At 67.7% G+C, this 20,845-nt stretch carries 23 protein-coding genes; 3 read left to right on the top strand and 20 right to left on the bottom strand.

Features of this window, described 5'->3' with window-relative positions:
• Positions 1-556 precede the first annotated feature (556 nt).
• The 20 genes from A9G05_RS24575 to A9G05_RS24480 form a co-directional block, all read right to left on the bottom strand.
• Positions 557-1,516 (bottom strand): PDR/VanB family oxidoreductase, encoded by a 960-nt coding sequence (locus A9G05_RS24575; RefSeq protein WP_069563443.1) that lies wholly within the window; start codon positions 1,514-1,516, stop codon positions 557-559.
• The gene (locus A9G05_RS24570; protein WP_069563442.1) at positions 1,513-1,965 is read right to left on the bottom strand and encodes a RidA family protein; all 453 of its coding nucleotides are present in this window, start codon (positions 1,963-1,965) and stop codon (positions 1,513-1,515) included. The genes A9G05_RS24575 and A9G05_RS24570 overlap by 4 nt, the downstream gene beginning before the upstream one ends.
• Positions 1,962-2,981: an aromatic ring-hydroxylating dioxygenase subunit alpha gene (locus tag A9G05_RS24565; protein WP_069563441.1), complete on the bottom strand. Its 1,020-nt coding sequence runs from the start codon at positions 2,979-2,981 to the stop codon at positions 1,962-1,964. Before A9G05_RS24565 ends, A9G05_RS24570 begins: the two co-directional genes overlap by 4 nt.
• A 25-nt stretch (positions 2,982-3,006) precedes the next feature.
• Positions 3,007-3,225, bottom strand: a complete 219-nt coding sequence (locus tag A9G05_RS24560; RefSeq protein ID WP_069563440.1) for a recombinase-like helix-turn-helix domain-containing protein — start codon at positions 3,223-3,225, stop codon at positions 3,007-3,009.
• A gap of 1 nt (position 3,226) precedes the next feature.
• Complete coding sequence (locus A9G05_RS24555; RefSeq protein ID WP_069563439.1) at positions 3,227-3,544, bottom strand: hypothetical protein; 318 nt, start codon at positions 3,542-3,544, stop codon at positions 3,227-3,229.
• Complete coding sequence (locus A9G05_RS24550) at positions 3,541-4,701, bottom strand: FAD-dependent monooxygenase (RefSeq protein WP_069563438.1); 1,161 nt, start codon at positions 4,699-4,701, stop codon at positions 3,541-3,543. The genes A9G05_RS24555 and A9G05_RS24550 overlap by 4 nt, the downstream gene beginning before the upstream one ends.
• Positions 4,702-4,712: 11 nt before the next feature.
• On the bottom strand, positions 4,713-5,678 hold the full coding sequence (locus A9G05_RS24545; protein ID WP_069563451.1) for a VOC family protein: 966 nt from the start codon (positions 5,676-5,678) through the stop codon (positions 4,713-4,715).
• 10 nt (positions 5,679-5,688) lie between these two features.
• Positions 5,689-7,176 (bottom strand): aldehyde dehydrogenase, encoded by a 1,488-nt coding sequence (locus tag A9G05_RS24540; RefSeq protein ID WP_069563437.1) that lies wholly within the window; start codon positions 7,174-7,176, stop codon positions 5,689-5,691.
• A gap of 10 nt (positions 7,177-7,186) precedes the next feature.
• Positions 7,187-7,990, bottom strand: a complete 804-nt coding sequence (locus tag A9G05_RS24535) for an aspartate dehydrogenase (protein WP_069563436.1) — start codon at positions 7,988-7,990, stop codon at positions 7,187-7,189.
• Positions 7,991-8,000: 10 nt separating this feature from the next.
• Positions 8,001-9,668 (bottom strand): thiamine pyrophosphate-binding protein, encoded by a 1,668-nt coding sequence (locus tag A9G05_RS24530; RefSeq protein ID WP_069563435.1) that lies wholly within the window; start codon positions 9,666-9,668, stop codon positions 8,001-8,003.
• On the bottom strand, positions 9,661-10,458 hold the full coding sequence (locus A9G05_RS24525) for an SDR family oxidoreductase (RefSeq protein ID WP_069563434.1): 798 nt from the start codon (positions 10,456-10,458) through the stop codon (positions 9,661-9,663). The genes A9G05_RS24530 and A9G05_RS24525 overlap by 8 nt, the downstream gene beginning before the upstream one ends.
• On the bottom strand, positions 10,445-11,278 hold the full coding sequence (locus A9G05_RS24520) for an IclR family transcriptional regulator (RefSeq protein WP_069563433.1): 834 nt from the start codon (positions 11,276-11,278) through the stop codon (positions 10,445-10,447). The genes A9G05_RS24525 and A9G05_RS24520 overlap by 14 nt, the downstream gene beginning before the upstream one ends.
• Complete coding sequence (locus A9G05_RS24515) at positions 11,265-12,140, bottom strand: alpha/beta fold hydrolase (protein WP_069563432.1); 876 nt, start codon at positions 12,138-12,140, stop codon at positions 11,265-11,267. The genes A9G05_RS24520 and A9G05_RS24515 overlap by 14 nt, the downstream gene beginning before the upstream one ends.
• 8 nt (positions 12,141-12,148) lie before the next feature.
• Complete coding sequence (locus tag A9G05_RS24510; protein WP_069563431.1) at positions 12,149-12,679, bottom strand: cupin domain-containing protein; 531 nt, start codon at positions 12,677-12,679, stop codon at positions 12,149-12,151.
• A gap of 13 nt (positions 12,680-12,692) precedes the next feature.
• Positions 12,693-13,454 (bottom strand): SDR family oxidoreductase, encoded by a 762-nt coding sequence (locus A9G05_RS24505; RefSeq protein WP_139131248.1) that lies wholly within the window; start codon positions 13,452-13,454, stop codon positions 12,693-12,695.
• Positions 13,455-13,459: 5 nt separating this feature from the next.
• Positions 13,460-14,236 (bottom strand): ABC transporter permease, encoded by a 777-nt coding sequence (locus tag A9G05_RS24500; RefSeq protein WP_069563429.1) that lies wholly within the window; start codon positions 14,234-14,236, stop codon positions 13,460-13,462.
• 10 nt (positions 14,237-14,246) lie between these two features.
• Positions 14,247-15,242: an ABC transporter substrate-binding protein gene (locus tag A9G05_RS24495; protein WP_069563428.1), complete on the bottom strand. Its 996-nt coding sequence runs from the start codon at positions 15,240-15,242 to the stop codon at positions 14,247-14,249.
• Between the two features lie 36 nt (positions 15,243-15,278).
• Complete coding sequence (locus A9G05_RS24490) at positions 15,279-16,127, bottom strand: ABC transporter ATP-binding protein (RefSeq protein WP_083265696.1); 849 nt, start codon at positions 16,125-16,127, stop codon at positions 15,279-15,281.
• Positions 16,128-16,613: 486 nt separating this feature from the next.
• Positions 16,614-17,294, bottom strand: a complete 681-nt coding sequence (locus A9G05_RS24485; RefSeq protein ID WP_069563427.1) for an NUDIX hydrolase — start codon at positions 17,292-17,294, stop codon at positions 16,614-16,616.
• Positions 17,291-17,896 (bottom strand): adenylyltransferase/cytidyltransferase family protein, encoded by a 606-nt coding sequence (locus tag A9G05_RS24480; RefSeq protein WP_371850589.1) that lies wholly within the window; start codon positions 17,894-17,896, stop codon positions 17,291-17,293. Before A9G05_RS24480 ends, A9G05_RS24485 begins: the two co-directional genes overlap by 4 nt.
• A gap of 45 nt (positions 17,897-17,941) precedes the next feature.
• On the opposite strand from A9G05_RS24480, the gene A9G05_RS24475 reads away from it, so the two are divergent.
• The 3 genes from A9G05_RS24475 to nadE are packed head-to-tail and all read left to right on the top strand — an operon-like array spanning position 17,942 to position 20,675.
• On the top strand, positions 17,942-18,631 hold the full coding sequence (locus A9G05_RS24475; protein WP_371850588.1) for a nicotinamidase: 690 nt from the start codon (positions 17,942-17,944) through the stop codon (positions 18,629-18,631).
• Positions 18,632-18,633: 2 nt separating this feature from the next.
• On the top strand, positions 18,634-19,836 hold the full coding sequence (pncB, locus tag A9G05_RS24470) for a nicotinate phosphoribosyltransferase (protein ID WP_069563425.1): 1,203 nt from the start codon (positions 18,634-18,636) through the stop codon (positions 19,834-19,836).
• Positions 19,837-19,847: 11 nt separating this feature from the next.
• The gene (gene nadE, locus A9G05_RS24465; RefSeq protein WP_069563424.1) at positions 19,848-20,675 is read left to right on the top strand and encodes an ammonia-dependent NAD(+) synthetase; all 828 of its coding nucleotides are present in this window, start codon (positions 19,848-19,850) and stop codon (positions 20,673-20,675) included.
• Positions 20,676-20,845 lie beyond the last annotated feature (170 nt).

Raw genomic sequence — 20,845 nt, 5'->3', positions numbered from 1 at the left:
GGCAGTTTTCTGCAGGCAAAGAAGTCCCCGGCCGCGGTATTTCCACTGTTCAAGGCAAGCGCCGAACCCTGGATTCGCAGCGAGTTTCATTCACCCGCAGGTTGTTGTTCACCGCGCCCTTCCGCGCCTGCGAAGGCCGATGCGAGCGTTCGGAGAAGTGGCGGTGGCATCGCACGTTGCGTCCTGTGCGACAGGGGAAAAGGAGCATGAAGCGTGCCACCCGAAGAGCCGAAAACCCTTTAAAAAATCCTTTTGAATCAATTGTTTATATGTAGAACAAGGGGCTTTGTGCCCCCTGTGAAACCGTGCGTTGCAGAGGTAACCAAAGTGCACAGAGTGCGCGCGCGGACAATGGGCGGTGACAGCTAACGGCAACCTTTCGGGGGGTTCACTCCGTCAGCTCAGCCGGTCCGGGAGCAGGCCGGCGAGCGTCCGCTTTCACCCGGCCATGCAACCCCCGGAAACCCGATTCTCCGGTACACGAAGGGGCCGTCAGCCAGATAAAGAAACGGCGCCAGAGGCGCCGAAAAAGGGGAGCAAGGGACTGTTGCAAAACCTACAGGTCGAGCACCAGATGGGCGCCCTTGCAGCCCGAGACACAGACCATCATGGTCCGGTTGGCCATCTTCTCGGCCTGGGTCAGCACGCTGTCGCGATGGTCCGGCTCGCCCTCCAGCACAGGGGTCTCGCAGGCTCCGCAAACGCCTTCGCGGCAACTGCACGCCACATCGACCCCCGACTTCAACAGAGCATCCAGCAGGGACATCCCGCTGGGCACATCGATCACCTTGGCCGAGCGCGCCAGTTTCACCTGATAGCCACGCTGTGCTGTCGCCGGGGCATGAGCAGAGGCGGCGAAGCGCTCGACATGGGCATTACCGTGGCCGAGTGTGTCGCACAGGCTTTCAAAAGCCTCGATCATCGGCGTCGGGCCGCAGCAGTAGAAGTGGGCCGTCGAGGGACGTTCGGCAAGAAAAGCCTGCAGGTCGATGGCACCGCCCTGCTCATCGTCGAAGTGCAGCCTCACCGGTGCGTCGGTCACGGCAGCCAACGCCTCCACAAAGGCAGCCTCTCTGCGCGAACGGGCGCAATAGAGCAGCTCGACCGAGCGGTTCAGGGCACGCAGCCGGTTGAACATGCAATAGAGGGGCGTGATACCGATGCCGCCGGCCACCAGCACCGTATGTGCGGCGTCCTCGTGCAATGGGAAGTGATTGCGCGGAGGGGAAATGGTCAGCGGCATGCCCACCCGCAGGTTCTGGTGCACATGAGCCGAGCCGCCCCGGCTGTTGCGGTCGCGGAGGATGCCGAGCACGTAGCGGCCAGGGTCCTCCGGCGAGTTGCACAGCGAGTAGCTGCGCACCAGGCCGTTGTCCAGGTGCAGGTCGATGTGGGCACCGGGGGTGAACGGTGCGAACACCGTATCGCCCCGGGGGCGCAGCTCCACGCCGATGATGCCCTCCGCCTCAAAGCGCAGCGTGTGGACGAAGGCCGCCAGCCGGTTGTCCTGGGTCATGCGTCACCTCCGTTCCAGGTTTGGTCACAGCGATTCATATCGATGTCCAGGCGCGCCCAGGCGTCGACCTCCACCACCAGCTCCGGGAACACCAGCCCACTCACCGCCACCAGGGTGGAGGCGGGAAAGCAGCCCTGGCCGGCGAAGAAATCACGCCGCGCACGCCCGACCGCATCCTTGTCCTCGATACGGGTGAGGTAGACGTTGAGCTTGTAGAGGTTGCCGATATGCCCCCCCGCCGCTTCCAGCAATGCCTTCACCTTGCCCAGCACCTCCAGGGTCTGGGCATAGGCGTCCAGGGGCTCGCCCCGCTCGGCGGCCTGACGGGTGGCCGGGTGTGCGGTCATGCCCGACATCACCAGCTCATGACCCACCCGCAGGGCGTTGGACCAGGTGGCGCTGTCCAGCTCGGGAACCGCATCGGCGCGGATACGACGGACCGGAGTCATAGCGACCTGGCCTCGATCAGTTCCAACTGGGCCTTGGCCAGGTTCTTCATGTGCCGGCGCAGGCGCACCAGGCCCAGGTCGTGCTGGTAGAGGTTCTCCCGCTGGTTGGCATCCGGTTCCATGAACTCGAGCATTTCCCGGTCCTGCTCCAGCACCGCCCAGTGACGGGCCTCCAGGCGGTTCTTGTAGAGGAAACGCCAGGTATCCCGCTGCCAACCACTGAGTGGCCGGCAGCGCCAGTGGAACACGGCACTCAGCGAGCGGCTGATGGGCGTGTAGCTGCCGATGATGTGGAAGTTGCCACCGGGGCCGCCGGTCCTGGGATAGGGGATTTCCAGGCGCATCCAGTGCACACCGGTGTCGGCCCACTCGGTCCAGTCGAAGTTGACGCCACGCTGGCCCTCCTTCTCGAAGATGAAGCCGGTCTCGGTGTCACGGGTGATGAACTTCGCCTGGCTGTCCCCCTCGGACATGGAATGGGACTGCTTGTGCAGGTAGGTGCCGTGCATCGGGTCCATGACGTTGTCCAGCACGTACCGGTAGTCGCCCCGCCACTCGGTGTAGCAGAGGAAGTGGGAGAAGGCCGGGTCGCTCAATTGCTCCGGCAGCACCAGGGGCGGTGCCTGTTCGACGTTCTGCGCCGAGTTGTACAGCCACACAGCGCCCGCGGCCTCAGTGACATGGAACCAGCGGGTCGCCTGGCTGCCTTCCAGCGTGCAACCAGGGCTGCCGGGCACCCGGGTGGCGACACCGTCGCAGCGCACCTCCACACCGTGGTAGGGGCACTGCAAGCGGTCGCCGAGGTTCACCCCGCGAGACAGCGGCGCGCCCCGGTGCGGGCAGTGGTCTTCCACGGCATGAAGGCTGCCGTCGGTGTCGCGCCAGAGGGCCAGCTTGTAGCCCAGGCGACGCAGCGAAACCGGCCTGTCCGCCACAAAACCGCTCGGGCAGATGGGGTACCAGAGGTTCTTCAAGCCGTTGGCCAGAAGCTGTTCAACAGGGTCCACGGTGTTCATATCGCGCTCCTCTTGGTGGGAATCTTCAGGCGCCCAGGCGGGCCATCAGGGCGATGTAGGCGGCCTCGGTCCAGGGACCGCCCCCCGGGCACGTGGGCCCCGCCTGGTTGAGGTAGCCCAGCAGGCCCGGCAGGTCATGCAGGCCGGCGGCGTAGGCCCGCTCGATGGAGTCGCCGAGCAGGTCTTCAAAGGCATTCGGCTCGCGGCTGCGGGCCTGGTGGGGTTCGAGGTAACGGTCTGGCATGTCACTGGCCTCCATTGCGGACCCGCTCGCGAATGGTTTCGCGGACCGGGACGAAGTCGTAGGTCGGGTAGCACTCGGTACGAAAGACGCCCCAGGCGGAGCGCTCCAGTTCGAGGTTGATGCGCGGCAGCAAGGCCGGCGGCAGGCGCAGGGTGACGATCTGCCCCAGGCCCATGGCAACCGTCCAGGAGACGATCTCCACCCCCTCCCCCGGAAAGCGCTCCCACCAGCCATGGGCCTTCATGTGGGCCTGGATGGCGTCGAGGTTCTTCGACTGGTCGTGGCGCAGCAGCACGGTAAGCAGCATGGGTTCGCTCATGCCGAGGTCCCCGCGCCCACCTGATCCAGGGGCTGCTGCCAGGCGTCGTAGCCGTACACCCAGTCAGCATTGCCGCCGGCCTTCAGCCACTGGTTGCCACGGGAAGCGATCTGGATTTCGCGGGTCCGCGCCAGACGTGAGCCCTGATACCCCGTCAAGGCACGCGCGCAGGTCGCTCGGGTCGCACCCCGCAGGTGCCGGGCCAGCAGCACGGCATCCTCGATGGCCTGGCCAGCGCCCTGGGCCATGAACGGCATCATCGGGTGGCAGGCATCCCCCAGCAGGGTGATGCCGCCCTGGGACCAGTACGGCAGCGGGTCACGCTCGTAGAGGGCGGTCTTGAGCACGGCGTCGCAGGCATCGAGCAAGCACCGGGCGTCCGGATGGAAGGCCCTGTAATGGCTGCGCAACTCCTCCACATCACCGGCACGGGTCCAGGACTCCTCGTGCCAACTGTCCTGGGCAGTGGTGGCAAAAATGAAGATGTCGCGCCCCCGGTTCAGCGGGAAGGTGACGATCTGGCTTTCCGGGGTCGGGCCCCACCACTTGGTGAACGCCTGGATATCCGGCACATGGGCCACCCGCTCAACGGGCACCACCGCCCGGTAGGCCACCACCCCCGTGAAGCGCGGATGCTCATCGGCAAACAACGCACGACGTGCCACAGAGTGAATGCCGTCGGCGCCTACCAGCACATCGACCCGGTCCCTGCGGCCATCCTGGAAACTGACTTCGACCCCCTCGTCCACCAGGCACACGGCCTCGGCACGGGACGCGAACTGCACCTGGTCCAAGGGAAAGGCTGCCGCCAGCTCGGCCAGCAGATCGGCCCGGTGAATGGTCAGTTGCGGTGCGCCGTACTTGTGCTCGGCACTGTCGGCCATGTCCAGGCGCGAGGTTTCCTCGCCGCTGTCCCATTGGCGGCTGATGCGGTGGGTGGGGCGCGCGGCATGACGGCGGATGCGCTCCCCCAGCTCCGCCCCCAGGCCATCCAGGGCGCGCACGGCGTTAGGCGTCAGGTTGATGTCCGCGCCAACCCGCAGGAAAGCGCGCGCCTGCTCATAGACACGCACCTGGTGCCCGTCCTGGCGCAGTGCAATGGCAGCGGCCAACCCGCCGATGCCACCGCCGAGGATGCCGATGGTCAATGCATTCATGGGGTCCACCTTCAGTTCTTGGGTTTATCGGTGAGAAATCGGCCCTGGGGCGCGTCGATGTCCCTTTGCCGCCGCGTATGGCCGTCCAGGCCACCGGCGATGGCCCATTCGGCGAACACCGTGGGGCCGGGCTCGAAGCTCCGCGCCTGCCATTGCCCGGTGAGCTGGTCCTCGTCGGCGTAGTACTCCACCAGGGCGCCTGCGGGGTTCTTGAAGTACCAGAAGTAGGCGGACGACACCGGGTGCCGGCCCGGGCCGATCTCGGTGTCCCACCCACAGCGGGCGATGTGCATGCCGCCACCGAAGACCTCGTGGATGTCGCGCACGGTGAAGGCCACGTGGTTGAGGCCGGCTCGGGGCTGGGGCAGTTGCAACAGGAACAGGTCGTGGTGGCCACCCTCCTGCGCGCAGCGCAGGAAGGCGCCCCGGTCGGGGTAGCGGTCGGAGCAGACGAAGCCGAAGCGCTCGCTGTAGAAACGCTCGCAGGCATTCACGTCCCTGACGAAGAACACCACGTGGCCGACCTCGATGGGTTGGGCCCGCTCGTAGATCGGGCTGGCCTGGTTGATCCGGCCCTTGAACTGCCAGGTGTTGGACTGGCCGCACTGGAGCTGGATAGCGCGCTTGCGGGTGACCTGGAAGCGAATCACCAGGCCGTTGGGGTCGGTGCAGCCGATGCGCCCCTCGCCTTCGGTGAAGCCCGGGTCACCCGCGATGCGCTCGGCGTAGCGCTTGAGGTCCGCTTCGCTCTCCACGCCCCAGACCACCTCGCGCAGGGTGGAGCCGGCCTCGATGGCGGGTGGCAGGCCGGGCTTGTCCAGATGGGCCAGGACCACCCGGCAGCCGTTGAGGGTCTCGAAGACGACTTCGTCCTCGCGGCTCGCCACTTCCTCCAGGCCCCAATCGGCGAAGAAGCGCGCGCTGGTGGCCAGGTCCTCCACGCCGTAGGTGATTTCGTCGATTCCCAATACGCTCATGATGCGCTCCTCATCGCTGGCCGCCGGCCCACGCCAGCGGCTGTTCATTCAGGCCCCAGTAGAGGCTCTTCTGCTCCATGTACTGGAGGATGCCCAGGCGGCCCTTTTCCCGGCCCAGGCCGCTGTCGCGCCAACCACCGAAGGGGGTGGCGATGGAGAACTGCTTGTAGGTGTTGATCCACACCGTGCCGGCCTGCAGTGCCCGACCGAGCCGCCAGGCCCGCTGGAAATCGCGGGTCCAGATGCCGGCGGCGAGGGCGTAGCAACTGGCGTTGGCCTCTTCGAGCAAGGCGTCCTCGCTGTCGAAGGGCATGGCCACCAGCACCGGGCCGAAAACCTCCTCCTGGCACAGGCGGGCGTCATTCGACAGGCCCTCGATGATCGTGGGGGTGTAGAAGTAGCCCCGGTCGAACACCTCGCCCTGGGGACGCCGGCCCCCCGTGCGCAGGCGCCCGCCCTCTTGCAGGCCCAACTCCACGTAGCGCTCCACCGACTCGCGGTGCTGCGCGGTGATCAAGGGGCCCATCTGGGTGCGCTCGTCTGCCGGGTCACCGACGCGCAGGGCAGCGGCCCCCGCCGCCAGGCGCTCCATGAAGGGCGCGTAGTGCTGGCGGGCGACGAACAGCCGCGAGCCGGCAATGCAGGATTCGCCGCTGGAACTGAAGATGCCGTAGAGCACCCCGGCCACGGCGTGGTCGAGGTCGGCATCGGCCAGCACCAGGGTGGGCGACTTGCCCCCCAGCTCCATGGACACCGGCATCATCTTGTCGGCGGCGATGCGGGCGATGTGCTTGCCGGTGCGGGTGCCGCCGGTGAAGGACACACGCCGGACCAGGGGGTGGCGGACCAGGGCATCGCCGATCACCGAGCCCTTGCCGGGCAGCACGCTGACCAGCCCACGCGGCAGGCCGGCGTCGTCGCAGATGCGCGCCAGCGCCAGGGCCGCCAGCGGGGTGACCTCCGCCGGCTTGAGCACCACGGCGTTGCCGGCGGCCAGGGCTGGCGCCAGCTTCTGCGCCTCGGAGGCGATGGGCGAGTTCCAGGGGGTGATGGCGGCCACCACCCCCATGGGCTCGTGGACGCTCAGGGTGAGGAAGTCGCCCCGGGACGGAGTGAGGGTGTCCTCCAGGGTTTCGCAGGCGGCGGCGAAGAACTGGAAGGTGGCCGCCGCACTGGCCACCAGGCTGCGGGTCTCCTGGATCGGCTTGCCGTTGTCCAGCCGCTGGAGCTGGGCCAGGGCCTCGCTGTGCTCGCGGATCAGCGCGGCGACTCGGTACAGCACGGCGGCACGCTCATGGGGCTTGCGCTGGGCCCAGCCGCTTGCGCGGAAGGCGCGGTCGGCACCGAGGATGGCCTCCTCCACGTCCGCCAGGCTGGCGGCACGGAGCCGGGCGATGGCCTCGCCGGTGGCCGGGTAGAGGCTGTGGTAGAGGTCACCACTGCCATGGCGCCAGTGGCCGGAGATGCAAATGGGTTGGATCGGGTCGAGGTCAATCACGGTCGTCGTCCTAGATCGAAATCACATGGGCGTGGTTGCCAAGGGCGCGCACCACGCTGAATACGGTGAGTGCCGAGGTCCTGGGGTTGGCGGCCAGGGGCTTGCCGCGCAGGGTCAGCTCCAAGCCGCCGAAGGCGCCGCTGGCTTCCACCTGATGGACGTTCTCGGCGCCATGGGGATCGGCGATCAGGCGCACCTGGGTGCGGTCCAGGCCCAGCCCGGCCAGGGACAGGGTGGCGGCGACGTTGGCGTTCTTCGGGTACAGCCGCGCGGCTTCCCGGGCGCTGCCCTCGAAGATCACCCGCGCCTCTTCCAGGCGCTCCAGGTCGCACACCTGCTCCCCGGGGGTGCCAAGCCAGGCGCGGGCCGGCTTGCGGCCGGTGTAGCGCACCGACTCCAGGCCACCCACCCGGGCCGCCGAGAGGGCGTCGATGCCGCCGATGGCACCCGGCAGCAGCTCGATGCGGGTGCCCCCGTGCTCGGCGGCGGCCTCCAGCCGCTCCACCAGGCCCGGCTCGGACAGCGCCCCCACCGACACCACCAGGCAGGGAACGCCACGGGCCAGGGCCGGCAGCACGTGCTCCTCGATGGCCCGGTGCCCGGCACACTCCACCAGCAGGTCGGGGCGTGCATCGGCCGGCAGCTCGCTGAGCACCCGGGGCGGCCTGGACAACCCAGCCAGGCGCTGGCGCACCCGCCCCTGTGAAACCTCCGGGACGATTACCGCATCGACGCAGAAGTGCGGGTCGTGCTCCAGCAGCTCCAACACGCCGACGCCGATGGCGCCGCACCCGATCATGGCGATATGCAACATGGGCTGTGCCTCAGTTGGCGGCCATGGCCGGATTGACCGGCGGGCCGGCGAACTGGGTCTTGAAACGCCCCACCGAGAGCATGTCCACCTCCAGCAGGAAGGGGCCGGGTTTGGCCAGGGCGCCGTCCAGGCTGCGGCTGAAGTCCTTCAGGTCGCTGACCCTGGCATGGCGCAGGCCAAGGGCTGCGGACAACTGGGCGTAGTCCGGGGTGTGCAGGTCGACGTAGCAGCGGCGGCCACCGTAGGCAGCGTCCTGGATGTTGCGGATCACCCCGTAGCCCTGGTCGTTCATCAGCACGATGACCAGGTCGGCGCGCTCCTGCACGGCGGTGGCCAGCTCACCGAGGTTGAGGATGAAGCCGCCATCGCCCGCCAGCACGAAGGTCTTGCGGCCCGATTGCGCTGCCCCCACGGCGGCGCCGATGCCCATGGCCAGGCCCTGGCCGATCCCGCCGCCGAGGGCGTGAACGCCGGCGCGGGGGCTGAAGATCCGCAGGTGGCGGTTGCCCCAGGTGCTGTTGGACACGGTGACGTCGCGAACCCAGTTGAAATCGCGCCCCACCAGCGCTTGCAGTTGCTCCACCAGGGCGGCATAGGGGCCGAGGCCGTCCACCAGTTGGGCGCGGGCCTGGTTGCGCGCGGCCGCCAGGTCGGCGGCGAAGCTCGGGTCCACCGTCAGGCGCCCGTCCAGTCGGTCGGCCAGGCCCTTGAGGACCGGCTCGGCATCGCCGCAGACGAAGAAGTCGCTGGGGTAACCGCGGCCGTCCGCCGTGGCATCGGCATCGACGCGGTAGAGCGGGCGCGGGAGCTTGAGCTGGTATTTCAGGGTTTCGTTGCCGCGCAGGCGCGAGCCGACCACCAGCAGGGCGTCGCAGCGCTGGTAGAACTGCTCCACCGGCGGGTTGAGGTTGAAGGCGCCGAGGGATCGCTCGTCATCCTCCGGGACGATGCCACGCCCCTGGGTGCTGGTGACCACCCCCACGCCCATCGCCAGCAGGCGTTTGACCTGTTCACCGGCGTGACGGGCACCGCCGCCGAGCCAGAGCAGCGGCCGCCGGGCTTTAGCGAAACGTGCGGCAAGTTCGTCCAGGGCCTGTTCGGCGGGCTGGGCCACCGCGACCGGCAAGGGTGACAGGTCGGCCGGCCAGTCGATCAGCGCCGCCTGGATGTCGATGGGAATCTCCACGCTCACCGGGCCGGTGGGCGCGGTCAGTGCCATCTGCACGGCCTGCTTGAGGGTGCTGAGGGCGGTGTCGACGCTGCGCACGCGGAAGGCTGCCTTGGAGATGGCCTTGAGCATGGTCAGTTGATCCGGCGCCTCGTGGATGTAGGCCAGGCCATGGTCCAGGTAGGGGGTTTCGATCTGCCCGGTGAGGTGCAGCAGCGGCGTGCCCGCGGTCAGCGCCTCGACCAGGGCACCGGCGGCGTTGCCGGCGGCCGTGCCGGTGCTGGTCAGGCACACGCCCAGCCCGCCGGTGGTGCGGGCATAGGCGTCGGCCATGTTGGCGGCACCCGCCTCGCCCCGGGCCATGACGAAGCGGATGTTCCCGCGCTGGGCGAAGGCATCGAGGATCGGCATGTTGTGGATGGAGATCACCCCGAAGGCGGCCTTGACCTCGCACTGTTCAAGGAACGCGGCGATGGCCGCACCGACGGTGACTTGGGTTTCGTTACGCATGACGGGACAAACCTCCGGAAACATCGATGTGACTGCCCGTCGTGTAGGCCGACAGGGGCGATGCGAGGAAAACGATGGCGCGGGCCGCCTCGACCGGCTGGCCCAGGCGCCCGAGGGGAATCTGCTTGCGTTGCGCCAGCTCGCCGCTCCAGCGGGCCCAGTCCTGGTCGCGGTCCTCACGGGCTTCGAAGCGGCGGCGCCACTGGCCGGACTCCACCAGGCCGATGAGGATGCCGTTGACCCGGATGCCCTGGGGGGCGAACTCGAAGGCCAGGGAACGCACCAGGTTCTTCACCCCGGCACGGGCGGCACTGGTGGCCACCATGTGCGGTTCCGGCTGGCTGGCCAGCAGCGAGTTGACGCAGACGATGGCGGCGTCCGGCTGCCCCTGGAGCTGGGGCAGGAAGGCGCGCACCGGGTGGATGATGGAGAAGAACTTCAGGTTCAGTTCCTCCGTCCAGGCGGCGTCGGTGGTGTCGGCGAAGGTGGAGACGCGGCCCTGGCCGGCGTTGTTCACCAGGATGCTGGCGCGCCCCAGGGCCTGCTCCACCGCCTCGGCGAAGGCAACGACCTGCCCGGCGTCCAGCACGTCGCAACAGCGGGCGAGCAGGCGGGCCTCGGGGAACGACCGGCGCAGGGCGCGTTCGGCACTCTGCAAGCGGTCGCGGTCACGACCACAGAAGGCCACGGCGGCACCGGCCTGCAGCAGCAACTCGACCGTGGCCAGGCCGATGCCGGAGGAACCGCCGGTGACCACCGCCACGGCGTGGGACAGGTCACACAGGCTCATGCTGTCTGCTCCGGTAAAGGGGCGTCACCTTGTCGTGGCCGTCCGGGGTGTAGTTCAACAGGTGGGAGAGTTCACCGGCCCGGTGGCGCACGCTGCTCACCAGGCCGTCGAGGCGGTTGGGTTCGATGGCGGACGCGGGGATGGTGGCGCCCAGGGCGGCCACCACGCCGCCGCTGTGGTCGCGCACCGGCGCGGCGACGGTGGAGATGGTGGATTCGAAGAACCCCTCGCCCCTGACGAAGCCGCGCTGGCGGTCGGCCTGCACCAGGTCGAAGAGCTCCAGCACCGTCCTCGGCGTGTAGGGCGAGAAAGGCTCCAGGCGCTCTTCCGGGTACAGCTCGCGCAGCTCGTCCAGGCCCAGGTCCTGCAGCAGGATGCGGCCCAGCACGGTGGCGTGGGCCGGCAGGCGGGTGCCGACACTGACCGTGCTGGAGAGCGGGGTGGAGGGTGAAACCTTGGCCACGTAGACGATGGAACGACCGTCGCGGACCACCAGGTTGCACGGGTAGCGGACCTCTTCGCAGAGCTGGTTGAGCAGTGGCTGGCCCAGTTCGGTGAGCTCCAGCGAGGCCAGGTACTCGAACCCCAGGCGCAGTACCGCCATGCCGAGGCGGTACTCGTGGCCGTTGCGCTTGACGAAGCCCATGGCCTCCAGCGTGGCCAGCAAGCGGAAGATGGTGGAACGCGGCAGTTTCAGCCGGCGCGCCAGCTCGGGCGCGGTCAGGGTGCGGTGCCTGCGGCTGAACTCGCACAGCAGCAGCAGGCCACGCTCCAGGCCGGGCACGATGTACCTGTCGTGCTGATCCTCAGGCTTTTCCATGTGCGGCTCCTTGAAAGGCGAGGCGTAGCGCGTGGCCGATGCGGCCGGCAACCACCTCGGGTTGTTCGATGGGGCTGGCATGGCCGGCTCCCGGAATCAGTGAGAACGGCGCCTCCAGGGCCCGGGCGATGGCTGCGCAGTCCTCCGGCGGGGTGATGGCATCGTCCTCACCGGCATGCACTTCGCAGGGCATCGCGGGCAGGCCGTTGCCCAGCAGGTCGTCCCCGCAGAGCAGCTCCACCGCCTGGCGGTAACCGGTCGGGTTCAGCCGGGCCATGTTCCAGCGCACCCAGGCCAGGGCCCCCTCGCTGGGGGTGAGGCCCAGCAACCGGCGGCTGCGCTCGCGGGCCAGGCCGTCGATACCGAACCGTTCGAGGCTGTCCAGGCGCTGCCGGCGCACCCGTTGCCCGGCCTCCCGCAGGGCCTCGGCGCCGTAGCCGCGTGCCGGGCTGAGCAGCACCAGGCGGGCAACACGCCGGGCACCGCTTCCGCTGGCATAGGCGGTGGCCATCAGCGCTCCCAGGGAATGCCCCACCAGTACGCAACGATCGACACCCAGGGCCTGCAGCAGCGCCTCCAGCCGGGCGGCGTAGTGCTGCGCCCTGGGCTGTCCCTCGGGCAGCGCCGTGGACAGGCCGTAGCCCGGTGCGTCCCAGGCGATCACGCGGTGGCCTTCGGCCAGGCGCTGGGCGCAATGCAGCCAGGACGCCGAACCGGAACCGATGCCATGCAGGAGCACCACCACCGGGCCCTGGCCACATTCGCGGACGGCCACCCGGGCACCGTCGGTGACGGTCACCAGGCGCTCCGGGAAGCACTGCTGCAAGCGGGGCGGGGGAATGCGGGTCTGCGCCGTGTCCATGGCGGGCCTCAGCGCTTGATGCTCGCCAGAGGGTGCTCCGGCGGGTAGGTCGGGGTGATCGGCTTCTTCGCGCCGAGCATCACGCACATCAGGGCGTCCTCGTCCCCGATGTTGATCTCTTCGCGGTACACGCCCGGGGGCACGGAGATCACGTCACGGTCGGTGAGGACGGTCTCGAAGCGCTCGCCGTCCTTCTCCAGCACGACCTTGAGCGTGCCGCGCAGGACGAAGAAGACTTCCTCGACGTCGATGTGCAGGTGCGGCGGGCCCTCGTGGCCAGCCGGGATCACCATGGTGGAGAAGGTGAAGTGCTCGGAGGGGATGGTGTTCGCATCGCTGGCCACACCGGTGCCCCCCGTGCCGATGTAGCGCATCTGCGCCCGGCGGAACTTGGGGTCGTAGTCGGCCTGGAACTTCAGCGCGTCCCAGTCGTAGCGGCGGGTGGCGTAGCGCGCGATGCGGGAGTTGCACCACTGCTCGAAGCTGGCGCCTTGGGGGCGGTCCCAGGATCGGGGCGCATTCTGGTTGAGATCGGTCATGGAGTCCTCCTGGTCAGGGCATGACGAACCCGCCGTTGACCGGCAGGGTTTGTCCTGTGATGAAGCGGGAAAGATCGGACAGGGCGAACAGCACAGCGCCGCAGACGTCCTCGGGCAGTTGGCCCCGCTGGATGGCGCGGCGCTCGCGGTACAACTGGTGCCGTGCGGCGGGCACGTACTGGGTGGCCTCCACCTCCACCAGGCCGGGGGCGATGGCGTTGACGGTGATGCCGTCGCCACCCAGTTCCCGGGCCAGGCTGCGGGTCATGGCGATCACCGCGCCCTTGCTGGCGGTGTACGCCAGCAGGTTGGGAGCGCCCCACAGCGGGGTGTCGGACGCCAGGTTGACCACCGCTCCACGACCGCCCTGGCGTAGCGCCGGCAGGCAGGCGCGGGTCATCAGCCAGGTGCCGCGCACGTTCACCTGCAGCACGCGGTCGAAGGTTTCGATGGACAGCTCTTCGCAGCCCTTGCCGCCCGAGTCGGTGATGGATGCGTTGTTGACCAGCCCGTCGAGGCCGCCGAGGTGCTCGACGGCAGCGGCGACGCAGCGGTCGATGGACGCCGGGTCGGCCAGGTCCAGGGGCAGGCCGCTCACGGCCAGGCCCTGGCTGGCCAGCGCATGGGCGGCCTGCCGGACGCGGTCGTCGAGGATGTCGGCGATCACCACCCGAGCGCCGGCGCGGGCCGTTGCTTCGGCAAACGCCAGGCCGAGGCCGCGGGCGCCACCGGTGATCAGCACGCGGCGGCCTTGCAGCAGGGTCGTCAGGCTCATGGCGGTCACACCGTGCTCAGGTTGGCTTTGGGCAGGTAGTGCAGGACCCGCTTCTCGGCCCAGACCACCGCGCTGTAGGCCAGTACGCCGATCAGGGTAAGCATGACGATGGCGACGAAGACGCCGGCGGTGTTGCCCTGCCCTTCGGCGTCCACCAGCAGGAAGCCCAAGCCCTTGTTGCCACCCACCAGTTCGCCGACGGTGACGCCGATGACCGCCAGGGTGGAGGCGATGCGCAGGCCGGAGAACAGCGCGGCCATGGCCGAGGGGAACTCCACGAGGCGGAAGATCTGCCAACGGCTGGCGCTCATGGCGCGGACCAGGTTGATCATGTCCGGGTCGACGGTGCGGATCGCCGAGAGCACGTTGATCATCACCGGGAAGAACACGATCAGCACGGCGATGAGGATCTTCGGGTACACGGTGTAGCCGAGCCACATCACGAACAGCGGGGCGAAGGCCACCTTCGGTGCGATCTGCAACGCCAGGATGTAGGGCGAGAGCACGGCTTCGGTGGTGGGCGACAGGCCCAGGATGACGCCAATCGCCACGCCCAGCAGGGCGCCCAGGCCGAAGCCGACGATGATCTCCAGGGTGGTGACGGCGCTGTGTTCAAGCAGGCCGGCGTGGCGCCACATGGCCACCCCCTCCTCTGCCACCCGGCTCAACCGGGGCAGGACGAATTCGGGCATGCCGAGCAGGCCGGGGCCCCACTGCCAGGCGGCGAGAAACAGGATCAGCAGCACGGCACTGCCAAGCATGGGGGTGTTCAGGCTCTTCATCGGGGGCACCTCAGGGCTGGGTGGCCGGGTCGTCGGACTCGACGAAGCGGTTGGTGTAGAGCGCATCCAGCGGGGTCTCGCGACTGACGATGCCTTCGCTGACGTAGAAGGAGCGGACGCTGTCCAGGCGCTGGGGGTCGATGCGCCCAAGGGGCTGCTGGCCGGCGTAGACATGCTCGACATAGAGGCGCAGGACCTTCTCCAGACTGGCCTCACGCCCCCGGTAGCCGGGCACGGCCTCGGCGAAGGTGGCGGCAGCGGCCTTGGGGTCGGCCATGATGTCGCGCATGCCCATGAGGGTGGCCTTGACCACGCCGGCAACCACTTCGGGATGCTTCTCGATGGCCTCGTCGGAAGCGAGGATGGCCTGGGCCATGCTCTCGAAGACTTCGCTCGCGGGCATCAGCCTGACCACGAGGCCCGCCTCCTCGGCGTTCACCACCCAGTCCGGCACGCCGGCCATGCCCTGGGCCTTGCCGGCGGAGAACAGTTGCCAGACGCCGGAGGGGCCGGCGGCCTGGACCTCCACGTCGGACTTGCTCAGCCCGGCCTTGCGCATCGAGGCCAGCAGTGCGTAGTAGGTGGTGTCGGAATAGGACATCACCGTGAGGGTCTTGCCCTTGAGGTCCCTGACGCGGGTGATGCCCGCACCCTCAGGGGTGGCGATCATGGTCACGCCGCTGGCCCCCAGCACCGCGACGGCCTTCACCGGCACGCCGTTGGCGCGGACGATGATCGGCGTGTCGCCGATGGCGCCCCCCACCAGGGCGTTGCCGGCCCCGATCTGCTTGGCCACGTCCACCCCGCCCTTGCCGGCGACGAAGGTGACCTCCAGGCCCTGCTGGGCGTAGTAGCCCTTCTGCTGGGCGATGATCCAGGGCGCGAAGGCCGGGGAGTTGGGCGGTGCCGGCAGCAGGTAGGTGATGGCCTTGGGTGCGGCCTGCACGCAAAGGCTGGCTACCACGACGGCGCAGGCGCACGTCGAGCGGATCAGGTGCTTGAACATCTGCAGCTCCAGTTGCGAAGGGGGATCGGAAGCGGGTCAGTGCAACTCGGCGTCTTCACCGACTTTCAGCAGCGCCATCAGGCGCCCGACGAGGGGGCCGACCTGCGGCAGCTTGCGGCGCTCCAGCGGGTTGTCCCGCAGGGGCAGGTCCACATCGATCTCCTCGATGACGCTGCCGGGGCGTGCGCTCATGACCAGGATGCGGTCGGACAGCGCGATGGCTTCGATCAGGTCGTGGGTGATGAACAGCGCCGTCTTGCGCTGCTCGAAGAGCATCTGCGCCAGGTCCTGCTGGAGGATCATCTTGGTCTGGGCGTCCAGGGCGGAGAACGGCTCGTCGAGGAACAGCACTTGGGGGTCGGTGACCAAAGTGCGGGCCAGGGCAGCGCGCTGGCGCATGCCGCCGGACAGTTGGAAGGGGTAGTGGTCGCCGAAGCCGGCGAGGTGACACTTCTGCAGCATCTGCTCGGCACGGTCGCGACGCTCGGCCGCCGGGCAGCCCTCGATCTCCAGGCCCAGCTCGATGTTGCGGCGGATGCTGCGCCAGGGCATCAGCAGGTCCTTCTGCAACATGAACGCCACATGCCCGACCGGCCCCTCGACCCGCTCGCCGCCGACCCACACCTCGCCCTCGCTGGGCAAATAGAGGCCGGAGCCCATGTTCAGCAAGGTGCTCTTGCCACAGCCAGAAGGGCCGATGATCGAAACGACTTCCCCCTGGCGAATACGAAAATCCAGGTCGGCGACGGCAACCGTAGAGGCCGACGCGCCCTTGGCTTCAAAGCGTTTGGTCACACGCCGGAATTCAATTTCAACCCGTGTTTCGAGCGGATACGGATGGTGCGAAAGTTCACCGGCATGAATATCGAGGGCAGTGGCTTCCATCTTTTTCAGTCTCTTTTTGTTTCATATATAAAACAGTGTTTTGATTATGAAACCTGCACGAGACATGCCAGAAAACCACACCTCGAAAAATCACCTTGTTTCGAGTATTAAACCTTTAAAAACAACAAGTTATATAATTAAAAGCAAAAATGACTGAAGCCTTTAATCCAACTATCAAAATCACTGAACACGCCTGCCTCTTCAGCGCCCAAACAATTGGGTGATCGCCGCACATCGATATAACGTGTGTGCTCCATTTGGTAACACGCACGTCATGCCGACACATGTTCGCGTTTTACCAGTGAAACATGAGCCCTGTTGTTTTCGACTTCAGTCGCTCTTTCCAATGGCCATTACGAACACATCAGGGGAGGCCGCTCTGGATGCAGCCATCGCCTGTGTGATGCATCGCGTTGCAGTGAGGAAGGCAATGCGCCCTCCCCCGGTGGAAGGCCAGGCTTCGCCGAGGGAGTCGCAGGCAGGGACTCAGGACAAGACGCTGCGGTCGAAGGTGAACAGCCCACCCGCGCCGGGTCGGTGCTCCAGCACCTTCTGCGGGCGGCCCATCTTCGGGTGATTCTGCTCGCCGGTGTCGACGATCCAGCCCTGCCCCTTCATCTTCTCCAGCCGCCCGCGCAGGGTGGTGTGCTGCACCGGCTGGCCGAGGCAGGCCTGGAAGGCGCCGAGGGCTTCGGTGACGGTGAAGCGCGGCGCCAGCAGGTGCAGCGGCAGCGAGGTGTAGACCGACTTGCTCGACAGCCGCTCGCGGGCCTGGGCCACCAGTTGGTCATGGTCGAAGGGCAGGCCCGCCAGCCCCTCCAGGGGGGCGAAGCGCAGGTCGTCGGCGGTCACTTCGGTGTCCGGCGCCAGAAGCGCCAGGTAGAAGGTGGACAGCGACCAGCCCCGGGGGTCGCGCCGGGCGTTGCCCACCGTGGCCACCTGTTCCAGATGCTGCGGTTCGACCCGCGCCTTGCCGCCCAGGGCGCGCTTGGCAGCGGCGTCGAGGTCGTCGTCGGCACAGCGGCCGTTGACCAGCACACCGGGCAGCGCCCATTCCCCTTCGAAGGGCCCCTGGGCCCGGCGGATCAACAGCACGTCAAGGCCCTGGGCCGGATCGAGGCGCAGCGCGACGATGTCGACGCTGGCCAGTACCTGTGCGGAACTCATTGCATCTCCCTATAGACAGCTAGATCACCGGCCACTTCCGGCAGGCACCAGGTGGCCGGCAGTGGTCGTCCTTCCCGCAGGTGCAGGCGAATGGCGGAACTGTGCAGCACGCGCGTCTCCTTCGCCACCAGCAGGCCGAAATCCCGGCGCAACTCGGTCCCCCGGTGGAAGCCCGGCAGGTGTTCGAGGTTGTCCTCGCCGATCACCAGCGCCATGGCCTCCGGGGCCACGCCGTGGGCCTCGGCCAGGGCATGCATGAGGTCGTAGCTGTACACCGCCCCCTGCCCCGGCAACAGGCGCGCCTCGATGGGCTCGCACAGCACCCGCTGCGGGTCGATGCGCTGGGCCAGGCGCTCCAGCCAGGCGCAGCGCAGGGCGAAGTCCACCATACGCTTGCCGTGGGCGTGGCGGTGGCTGGGCACCAGCAGCACCCGGTCGGCCAGCGCCAGGGCACGGCGGACCACCGTCTCGTGCCCCGGGTGCGGCGGGTCGAAGGCGCCGCCGTAGACCGCCAGGCGAAAATGCGCGGCACTGGCCCGGTGGCTGCCGGCGGCGTAGGCGGCCAGGCTCGCCGAGGAATTCGAATGCGGATGGCTGCTCACTTTTCCACTCCTTCCTGAAAAACGCTTGACGACATATTACACGAGATGGAATATGTATCCAGCCGTCACCGAGAAAGGAACGCAACCATGAAGATCGCCAGCTTCGATGTCGACGCCCAGAAAGGCTTCACCCCGCTCTGCCCGGACGAACTGCCGGTGCCCGGCGGCGACGAGATCGCGGCGCACCTGAACCTGCTGGCCCGCCGCGCCACCCTGCGCATCGGCAGCAAGGACGCCCACAGCCCCAGCGCCCCCTGGGTGGTGGGCAGCCACGCGGAGATGCTCGCACCGCTGCCCCTGGCCAATGCCGACATCACCTGGGTCAGCCACTGCGTGCCCGGTACTGCCGGCTTCGAGCTGCTGGACGAACTGCCCCGCCCGCTGGAGTACGACTACTTCGTGTGGAAGGGCGTGGAGCCCGACCTGCACCCCTACGGCGCCTGCTACCACGACCTGGCGGAACGCCGCAGCACCGGGGTGATCGAATTCCTCCGGCAGAACGCGGTCAGCCATGTGCTGGTCGGCGGCCTGGCGCTGGACTACTGCGTGAAAACCACGGCCCTGCAACTGCGCCGCGCCGGCTTTGAGGTTATCGTCTACCTCCCCGCCTGCCGTGCCATTGCCGAGGCCACCGCCGAGACTGCTCGGCTCGAGATGAACGCAGCGGGCATCGTCCTGAGCGCCGGCGAAGCCGAGCTGGATGCCCTGCTCAACCGCACCACCTGGGAGTGCTGAAGATGGCCGAGAGCGTGTTTTCCGACCGCATCGTGCAGAACCTGCTGGACACCGATTTCTACAAGCTGACGATGATGCAGGCGGTCCTGCACAACTACCCCAACGCCGAGGTGGAATGGGAGTTCCGCTGCCGCAACGCCGAGGACCTGACGCCCTACCTGGCGGAGATCCGCTACCAGATCGAGCGCCTGGCCGAGATCAATGTCACCGCTGACCAGTTGGCCTTTCTCGAACGCATCCCCTTCATCAAGCCGGACTTCATCCGCTTCCTCAGCCTGTTCCGCTTCAACATGCGCTACGTCCAGGCCGGGGTCGAAGACGGCCAGTTGTGCATCCGCCTGCGCGGGCCCTGGCTGCACGTGATCCTCTTCGAGATCCCGCTGCTGGCCATCGTCAGCGAGGTGCGCAACCGCTACCGCTACCGCGAGGTGGTGATCGAGCAGGCCAGCGAGCGCCTCTACGAGAAGCTCGACTGGCTCAAGCGCGAGGCCAGCCCGAGCGAGCTGGAGGGCTTCCAGGTGGCCGACTTCGGCACCCGCCGGCGCTTCTCCTACCGGGTGCAGGAGGAGATGGTGCACATCCTCAAGCGCGACTTCCCCGGGCGCTTCGTCGGCACCAGCAACGTGCACCTGGCCCGCGAGTTCGGCATCAAGCCCATCGGCACCATGGCCCACGAGTGGCTGATGGCCCACCAGCAACTGGGCCCGCGCCTGATCGACAGCCAGATCGCCGCGCTGGACTGCTGGGTCCGCGAGTACCGAGGCCTGCTCGGCATCGCGCTGACCGACTGCATCACCACCGATGCCTTCCTGCGGGACTTCGACCTGTACTTCGCCAAGCTCTTCGACGGCCTGCGGCACGACTCCGGGGACCCGCTGGAGTGGGCCGAAAAATGCATCCGCCACTACGAGAAGCTCGGTATAGACCCGCTCTCCAAGACCCTCGTATTCTCCGACGGTCTCGACCTGCCCAAGGCGCTGGAGCTGTACCGCGCCCTGCATGAGCGCATCCATGTCAGCTTCGGCATCGGCACGCGGTTGACCTGCGACATCCCCGGGGTCGAACCGATGAACATCGTCATCAAGATGACCGCCTGCAACGGCCAGCCGGTGGCGAAGCTCTCCGACACGCCGGGCAAGACCCAGTGCCGCGACGAGAACTTCGTGACCTACCTGAAACATGTATTCCGCGTGGACGCACGCTGAGGAGACACCCCATGAGCAACCGCCAGCAAGAAATCGCCCAAGCCCTCGCCGTGGTCCCGCCCTTCGCCGACCAGGCCGCCCTGGTGGCGGAAGTCGAGCGGCGCAAGGCGTTCATCAAGGACTGCCTGCGCAGGTCCGGCCTCAAGGTGCTGGTGCTGGGCATCAGCGGCGGCGTCGACTCCACCACCGCCGGCCGCCTGGCCCAGCTCTCGGTGGAGGAGCTGCGCGCCGAGACCGGCGATGACGGCTACCGCTTCATCGCGGTGCGCCTGCCCTACAACGTGCAACACGATGAGGCCGACGCCCAGGTGGCGATGAACTTCATCCGCGCCGATGAGGAAGAGACGGTCAACATCGCCGACAGCGTGGTCGGCCTGGCCGAGCAGGTCACCCACCTCAACCACCTGGCCGATGCCCGCCGCGACTTCGTCACCGGCAACATCAAGGCGCGCATCCGCATGGTGGCCCAGTTCGCCATCGCCAACGCCAATAACGGCCTGGTGATCGGCACCGACCACGCCGCCGAAGCGGTGATGGGCTTCTTCACCAAGTTCGGCGACGGCGCCTGCGACCTGGCCCCGCTCTCCGGCCTGGTGAAAGGCCAGGTGCGTGCCATCGCCGCCTACCTGGGGGCACCGAACAGCGCCGTGAACAAGGTGCCGACCGCCGACCTGGAAGAGCTGCGCCCCGGCAAGCCGGACGAGGAGGCCCACGGCGTGAGCTACACCGAGATCGACGCCTTCCTGCACGGCCAGCCGGTCAGCCAGGCGGCCTATGACGCCATCGTCCGCACCTACGACAACACCCGCCACAAGCGCGAGCTGCCGCTGGCGCCCTGATCCTTCGAGCCAAAGGGCGCCTCTAAAAACGTAGGCGAGGCCGTCAGCGCAAGGCAAAAACAGGCGAAAAAGCGCAGTTTACGTGCGGTAAATGAGCATTTTGATCGGACTCGCGCACGAGCCTGTTTTTAACGCCGCGATGACAACGCAGGTAGTTTTTAGAGGTGCCC

Origin of the sequence: Pseudomonas sp. ENNP23, from assembly GCF_001728945.1 — a bacterium.
Lineage (GTDB): Bacteria > Pseudomonadota > Gammaproteobacteria > Pseudomonadales > Pseudomonadaceae > Metapseudomonas > Metapseudomonas otitidis.
Note: the sequence above shows the minus strand (reverse complement) of the source record. Positions and strands in the feature narration are given on the sequence as shown.

Coding starts and splice junctions, on each gene's coding strand:
- A9G05_RS24525 (WP_069563434.1), bottom strand. CDS start 10,458: ATGAGCCTGTGTGACCTGTCCCACGCCGTGGCGGTGGTCACCGGCGGT.
- A9G05_RS24530 (WP_069563435.1), bottom strand. CDS start 9,668: ATGCGTAACGAAACCCAAGTCACCGTCGGTGCGGCCATCGCCGCGTTC.
- A9G05_RS24485 (WP_069563427.1), bottom strand. CDS start 17,294: ATGAGTTCCGCACAGGTACTGGCCAGCGTCGACATCGTCGCGCTGCGC.
- A9G05_RS24475 (WP_371850588.1), top strand. CDS start 17,942: ATGGAATATGTATCCAGCCGTCACCGAGAAAGGAACGCAACCATGAAG.
- A9G05_RS24495 (WP_069563428.1), bottom strand. CDS start 15,242: ATGTTCAAGCACCTGATCCGCTCGACGTGCGCCTGCGCCGTCGTGGTA.
- A9G05_RS24560 (WP_069563440.1), bottom strand. CDS start 3,225: ATGCCAGACCGTTACCTCGAACCCCACCAGGCCCGCAGCCGCGAGCCG.
- pncB (WP_069563425.1), top strand. CDS start 18,634: ATGGCCGAGAGCGTGTTTTCCGACCGCATCGTGCAGAACCTGCTGGAC.
- A9G05_RS24545 (WP_069563451.1), bottom strand. CDS start 5,678: ATGAGCGTATTGGGAATCGACGAAATCACCTACGGCGTGGAGGACCTG.
- A9G05_RS24535 (WP_069563436.1), bottom strand. CDS start 7,990: ATGTTGCATATCGCCATGATCGGGTGCGGCGCCATCGGCGTCGGCGTG.
- A9G05_RS24500 (WP_069563429.1), bottom strand. CDS start 14,236: ATGAAGAGCCTGAACACCCCCATGCTTGGCAGTGCCGTGCTGCTGATC.
- A9G05_RS24555 (WP_069563439.1), bottom strand. CDS start 3,544: ATGAGCGAACCCATGCTGCTTACCGTGCTGCTGCGCCACGACCAGTCG.
- A9G05_RS24490 (WP_083265696.1), bottom strand. CDS start 16,127: ATGGAAGCCACTGCCCTCGATATTCATGCCGGTGAACTTTCGCACCAT.
- A9G05_RS24515 (WP_069563432.1), bottom strand. CDS start 12,140: ATGGACACGGCGCAGACCCGCATTCCCCCGCCCCGCTTGCAGCAGTGC.
- A9G05_RS24575 (WP_069563443.1), bottom strand. CDS start 1,516: ATGACCCAGGACAACCGGCTGGCGGCCTTCGTCCACACGCTGCGCTTT.
- A9G05_RS24570 (WP_069563442.1), bottom strand. CDS start 1,965: ATGACTCCGGTCCGTCGTATCCGCGCCGATGCGGTTCCCGAGCTGGAC.
- A9G05_RS24520 (WP_069563433.1), bottom strand. CDS start 11,278: ATGGAAAAGCCTGAGGATCAGCACGACAGGTACATCGTGCCCGGCCTG.
- A9G05_RS24550 (WP_069563438.1), bottom strand. CDS start 4,701: ATGAATGCATTGACCATCGGCATCCTCGGCGGTGGCATCGGCGGGTTG.
- A9G05_RS24565 (WP_069563441.1), bottom strand. CDS start 2,981: ATGAACACCGTGGACCCTGTTGAACAGCTTCTGGCCAACGGCTTGAAG.
- A9G05_RS24510 (WP_069563431.1), bottom strand. CDS start 12,679: ATGACCGATCTCAACCAGAATGCGCCCCGATCCTGGGACCGCCCCCAA.
- A9G05_RS24505 (WP_139131248.1), bottom strand. CDS start 13,454: ATGAGCCTGACGACCCTGCTGCAAGGCCGCCGCGTGCTGATCACCGGT.
- nadE (WP_069563424.1), top strand. CDS start 19,848: ATGAGCAACCGCCAGCAAGAAATCGCCCAAGCCCTCGCCGTGGTCCCG.